This window comes from Actinoallomurus acaciae, assembly GCF_042429965.1.
Classification (GTDB): domain Bacteria; phylum Actinomycetota; class Actinomycetes; order Streptosporangiales; family Streptosporangiaceae; genus Actinoallomurus; species Actinoallomurus acaciae.
In genome coordinates, this window is sequence record NZ_JBHLZP010000667.1 from 309 (window position 1) to 6139 (window position 5831).

General features: G+C 71.9%; 3 protein-coding genes and 2 pseudogenes. All 5 read left to right on the top strand.

Features of this window, described 5'->3' with window-relative positions; genetic code table 11:
- Nucleotides 1-59: 59 nt before the first annotated feature.
- Nucleotides 60-956, top strand: a complete 897-nt coding sequence (locus tag ACFFNX_RS44565; protein ID WP_378212318.1) for an NAD kinase — start codon at nucleotides 60-62, stop codon at nucleotides 954-956.
- Between the two features lie 584 nt (nucleotides 957-1540).
- Nucleotides 1541-3236 (top strand): annotated as a pseudogene (recN, locus tag ACFFNX_RS44570) (DNA repair protein RecN).
- 172 nt (nucleotides 3237-3408) lie between these two features.
- On the top strand, nucleotides 3409-4638 hold the full coding sequence (steA, locus tag ACFFNX_RS44575) for a putative cytokinetic ring protein SteA (RefSeq protein ID WP_378212319.1): 1230 nt from the start codon (nucleotides 3409-3411) through the stop codon (nucleotides 4636-4638).
- Nucleotides 4635-5594 (top strand): copper transporter, encoded by a 960-nt coding sequence (locus tag ACFFNX_RS44580; protein ID WP_378212320.1) that lies wholly within the window; start codon nucleotides 4635-4637, stop codon nucleotides 5592-5594. The genes steA and ACFFNX_RS44580 overlap by 4 nt, the downstream gene beginning before the upstream one ends.
- A 6-nt stretch (nucleotides 5595-5600) precedes the next feature.
- Nucleotides 5601-5831 (top strand): annotated as a pseudogene (locus ACFFNX_RS44585) (hypothetical protein); the annotation flags it as partial.

A 5831-nucleotide genomic window follows, 5' to 3' on the forward strand; every position in this document is an offset into this window, starting at 1 on the left:
GCGCCAAACAAGGCACTACTAGGCGCCGGTGCCGTGGCGGACGTGGCCGAGGAAACCGCATGACAGAGAAACGATCCGTCCTGCTCGTGGCGCACACCGGACGGCCCGGCGCGGTCCGGAGCGCCCAGCTCGTGCTCGACCGGCTGAGCGAGTCCGGCATCGCCGCGCGCGTGCTGGACAGCGAGGCCGAAGACCTGCGGTGCGCCGGCGTCGACGTCACACCGGTGTGCGGCGCCGCGGCCGAGGGCGCGGAGATGGTGATCGTGCTCGGCGGCGACGGCACGCTCCTGCGCGCCGCCGAGCTCGCGCGGCCCAGCGGTACGCCGGTGCTCGGCGTCAACCTCGGCCACGTGGGCTTCCTGGCCGAGGCGGAGCGCGCCGACCTGGCGGCCACGGTCGACAAGGTGGCCTCGCGGGCGTACGACGTCGAAGAACGCATGACCGTCGACGTCATCGTCCGCGAGAACGGCGACGTCATCGAGTCCGGCTGGGCGCTGAACGAGGCGAGCGTCGAGAAGGCCTCGCGCCAGCGGATGCTCGAGGTCATCGCCGAGATCGACGGCCGCCCTCTCTCCCGCTGGGGCTGCGACGGTGTGGTGTGCGCCACACCGACCGGGTCGACGGCGTACGCGTTCTCGGCGGGCGGCCCGGTCGTGTGGCCCGAGGTGGAGGCCCTGCTCGTCGTCCCGATCAGCGCGCATGCCCTGTTCGCCCGGCCGATGGTGGTCTCACCGCGTTCGGTGGTGGCGCTGGAGCTGCTCCCGAACACCTCCGGGGGCGTGCTGTGGTGCGACGGCCGACGCCAGATCGAGATCCCTCCCGGCGCGCGGATCGAGGTACGCCGGGGCGAGCTGCCGGTACGGCTCGCGCGCCTGCACCAGACACCGTTCACCGACCGCCTCGTCACCAAGTTCGGCCTTCCGGTGGCCGGCTGGCGCGGCCGCGTCCGCGACTGACGCACGCCCCGCCCCGAGAGGGACCGGTGACGCGGCCGCGGGCATGCCGAGGCCGCAGGGGCCGTGCCTCGCCGTCCACGGGCGTCCGACGATGCGGCCGTCAGGCCTGGCGGGCGTGCCGGGGCGGGGGGCAAGGTGTCCGTCTGCGGTCTGTTGTCGGGGTCGCACCCGGGGGCGCTCTGGCGGCCGTGCCGTTCCCGGAGCGCCCCCGCACGGCGTGCGGCACGCGAAGCGTGGATGCCGGGCCAGGACGTCACCGCCTGGGCTCTCTCGGCGGGGTGTTCGGTGGTGCGGCCGCCGGGCCTGTCGGGGCTCGGGTTGAGGTGTCTGCGGGCGCCGGGCGGGTCGTCCGTCCTGTCGCGGGTGGGGGCAGGGGGGCTGACCCGGGGAAATCGTCTCTTCGTGACCATCCTTGGGGTGATCTTGAGCTGCGGCAGGAGCGCGCGATGTCACGTCCGCCCGTAATCTGAGCCGAACAAATGTTCGCCTCAACCGGCGATCCGACGGCAATACGTCGCTATGACGGGGTAGCCTCGGGACGCCGGTTGTGCAGTGCGACGGGAGGGGTTCGACACGTGCGGCCCATGGTCGAGGAAGTACGGATCCAGAACCTCGGGGTGATCGAGGAGGCCGTTCTCGAGCTGTCCCCCGGCTTCAACGTGGTGACCGGTGAGACCGGCGCCGGGAAGACGATGGTGGTGACCAGCCTCGGGCTGCTGTTCGGCGGGCGCGCCGACCCGCAGCGCGTACGGCCCGGCGCCGACCGGGCCAGCGTCGAGGGGCGCATCGTCGTCGAGGAGGGCGGCAAGGTCGCCGCGCGCGTCGACGAGGCCGGCGGCGAGCTCGACGACGGAGCGCTGATCGTCACCCGGTCGATCTCGTCGGAGGGGCGCTCGCGCGCCCACCTGGGCGGCCGTCAGGTCCCCGTCGCGATGCTCATCAACGTGGCCGACGACCTGGTGGCCGTGCACGGCCAGTCCGACCAGCAGCGGCTGCTGCAGGCGGGCCGCCAGCGGGCCGCGCTCGACCGGTTCGCCGGAGACAAGGTCGCCGCCGCTGCGCGGCTACATCTCCGCCTATCGCAGGCACCGCGACGTCACGCAGCGGCTCGAGGAGCTGATCACCCAGGCCCGCGAGCGGGCCCAGGAGGCCGACATGCTCCGGTTCGGCCTGGAGGAGATCGAGAAGGTCGACCCCAAGCCGGGGGAGGACGAGCACCTCGCGGCCGAGGACGAGCGTCTCGCGCACGCCGACGCGCTGCGTACGGCCGCGACCTCCGCGCACGAGGCCCTGCAGGGCGACCCGACCGCCGCCACCGGCGCCGCCGACGCGATCAGCCTGCTCAGCGGGGCCCGGCAGGCGCTGGAGGCGGTACGGGCCCACGACGAGGCGCTGGCCGGCCAGGCCGACCGGCTCTCCGAGGCCGTCTACCTCGTCTCCGACGTCGCGGCCGAGCTCGCCGGGTACGCCGAGTCGATCGAGGCCGACCCGGCGCTGCTGGCGAGCGTCCAGGAGCGCCGGGCCGCACTGACGGCCCTCACCCGGAAGTACGGCGAGGACGTCGCCGCCGTGCTCGCGTGGGCCGAGCGTTCCGCGGCGCGGCTGGTCGAGCTCGACTCCGACGACGACCGCATCGAGGAGCTGCGCGCCGAGCACGACGACCTGACCCGCCAGCTGACCGAGCTGTCCGCGGAGCTGACCGCGGTCCGTATGGAGGCGGCCGAACGCCTCTCGGAGGCGGTGACCGCGGAGCTGACCGCGCTCGCCATGCCCCACGCGCAGGTGGTCGTCGCCGTGACCCAGCAGGAGGAGTTCGGGCCGCACGGCGTCGACGAGGTCGAGCTGCGGCTCGCCGCCCACCCGGGCGCGACGCCGCTGCCGCTGCACAAGGGCGCGTCCGGCGGTGAGCTCTCGCGGGTCATGCTGGCCATCGAGGTGGTGTTCGCGGGCGCCGACCCCGTGCCGACCTTCGTCTTCGACGAGGTGGACGCCGGCGTCGGCGGCAAGGCGGCCGTGGAGATCGGGCGGCGGCTCGCGCGGCTGGCCAAGTCGGCGCAGGTGATCGTGGTGACCCACCTTCCGCAGGTGGCGGCCTTCGCCGACCAGCATCTGGTGGTGGAGAAGTCCAACGACGGGCGGGTGGTCCGCAGCGGCGTGACCGCCCTCGACGACGCCGGCCGCGTGCGCGAGCTGTCCCGCATGCTGGCGGGCCTGGAGGACTCCGAGCTGGGCCGCGCGCACGCGGAGGAGCTTTTGGCCATCGCCGCCGCCGAGCGCTGAGTGCGGGGGCGGTGTCCGGGTCGCGTAGGCTCACAGGCCTGGACGACTCCGAGCCCGGCCCCCCGTGTGCGGAGCTCAGGGCGTCGAACGACGCGCACGGTAAAGAACGAACGCGCCTTTACGATCGACGTTACAAGTGTCACCGTCCGCGCTCTGGCAGGATGGCATCACGATGAATGACGTCTCCCCGAGGATCAAACCGACCGCGCGCCTGCACGTGCCGCGGCTGCGTGGGCTGCGCCGTGAGCGTGGAGACGCCGAGTCGGGTACGACCGGCGTGGCGCGTCTCGACGGCAAGACCAAGAAGCTGACCAAGCGCCTCGAGCCCGGTGACATCGCCATCATCGACCACGTCGATCTCGACCGCGTCAGCGCCGAGGCCCTCGCGGCCTGCGATGTGGCGGCAGTGATCAATGTGGCGCGCAGCATCTCGGGCCGCTATCCCAACCTCGGGCCCCAGATCCTCGTCGAGGCCGGCATTCCGCTGATCGACGACGTCGGCCCCGACGTCTTCGCCAAGGTCCGTGAGGGCGACCGCGTACGCGTCGACGGCGGGGCGCTGATCTGCGATGACCAGGTCGTGGCCAAGGGCATCCGGCAGACCGAGGAGACCGTCGAGGCGGCGATGACCGAGGCGAAGGCGGAGCTCCCCGCCCAGCTCGAGGCGTTCGCCGCCAACACGATGGAGTTCCTCAAGCGCGAGCGTGACCTGCTGCTCGACGGCGTCGGCGTGCCGGACGTCACGACCGACCTCGACGGCCGGCACGTGCTGATCGTCGTGCGCGGCTACCACTACCGCGAGGACATCGCGACCCTGCGGCCCTACATCCGCGAATACCGGCCGGTGCTGATCGGCGTCGACGGAGGCGCCGACGCGCTGATCGAGGCCGGCTACCGTCCCGACATGATCGTCGGTGACATGGACTCCGTGTCCGACGAGGCGTTGACCTGCGGCGCGGAGCTGATCGTGCACGCCTATCGCGACGGTCGCGCGCCCGGTCTCAAGCGGGTGCACGACCTCGACCGGAAGGCCGTCGTCTTCCCCGCGGCGGGCACCAGCGAGGACATCGCGATGCTGCTCGCCGACGACCGGGGCGCCACGCTGATCGTGGCCGTGGGAACTCACGCGACGCTCGTGGAGTTCCTCGACAAGGGGCGTGCGGGCATGTCCAGCACGTTCTTGACCCGCCTCCGGGTGGGGAGCAAGCTCGTCGACGCCAAGGGAGTGAGCCGGCTCTATCGCAGCCGCATCAAGGGATCCTCGCTCCTGTTGCTGGTGGCCGCGACGCTCGTCGCCATGATCGTGGCGATCGTCTCCTCGCCCGCCGGTGACGCGTTCGCGCCTGTCGTCGCCGACAAATGGCATCAGTTCGTCTATTGGCTGACCGGATTGTTCACGTGATCGATTTCCGATACCACCTCGTTTCCATCATTGCGATCTTCCTGGCGCTGGCACTCGGCCTCGTAGTCGGTGCCTCCGCGCTGCGGGGACCACTCGTCGACCAGCTGAAGGACCGGTCGGGCCAGCTTGAAAAGGACAACCAGAGCCTGCGGACCCTCAACCGCACCACCGATCAGATCAACGGCTACGACGACCAGGTCATGGACAACGTCGCGCCGCAGATCGTCAGCGGGCGGCTGAAGGGCGAGAGCGTCGTCTTCATCGAGGCGCCGGGCGCTGACGACCAGATGCGGGCCAAGGCCGCCGACCTCATCGGCAAGGCCGGCGCGCGGATCAGCGGATACGTCACGCTGCAGGAGAAGTACCTCGACGCCAACCAGCTGACCACGCTCACCGAGCTGACCGACCAGCTGAAACCGGCCACGGTGGACTTCCCCCAGGACGCCTCGCCGTACGACCGGACGGCGCTGGAGCTGGCCGCGGTGCTCGCCACCCGGCAGGCCTCCAGCAGCGGCCAGGAGGACCCCGCCGCCGGGCAGGTCCTCTCCGGATTCAAGACGGCGGGTTTCCTGAATTACAGCGGGCAGCCCGCCACCCGTGCCACACTCGCCATCGTGATCGCGCCCACCGCGGCGAGCAAGGACAAGGACGCCGACGCCGAGAACAAGGCCCTCGTCGCCCTCCCGATGGCCCTGTCCAAGTACGCCAACGGCACGGTGGTGGCGGGCAACGGCGACGCCGCGTCCGACGGCGGCATGATCAAGGCGATCCGCGACGCGGGCAAGGCACAGGACCACGTCTCGACGGTCGACACCGGCGACGTCTCGGCCGGCCGTCTGACGACGGTGTTCGCGCTCGACTTCGCGCGGCAGGGCAAGTTCGGCGACTACGGCGTCGGGTCGAACGTGGACGGCCCGATGCCGACCCCCGTTCCCACGGTGCCTGAGAAGAAGTGAGGCAGGATGCGTAAGGCAGTGGCCGGGACCGTGGTCGGTGCGGCGGCCGCGCGGGTGGCGTACCTCCTGCTGACGCGGCGCCCGCCGGGCGACGAGAAACTCTGGCTGCGCACCAACCACCGCGGCGAGGCCGTGACGCTGCTGGAGGGCCCGGCGTTCGTGGCCGGCGCGGTGCCGGCGGTGACGGTCTCCCCCGGAGTGCCGGCCCGCATGCGGGTGGCCGCGGTGTTCGCCGGC

What these genes read in the sequence shown, in the direction of transcription:
- ACFFNX_RS44565 (WP_378212318.1), top strand. Translation starts at nt 60, where the DNA reads ATGACAGAGAAACGATCCGTCCTGCTCGTGGCGCACACCGGACGGCCC.
- steA (WP_378212319.1), top strand. Translation starts at nt 3,409, where the DNA reads ATGAATGACGTCTCCCCGAGGATCAAACCGACCGCGCGCCTGCACGTG.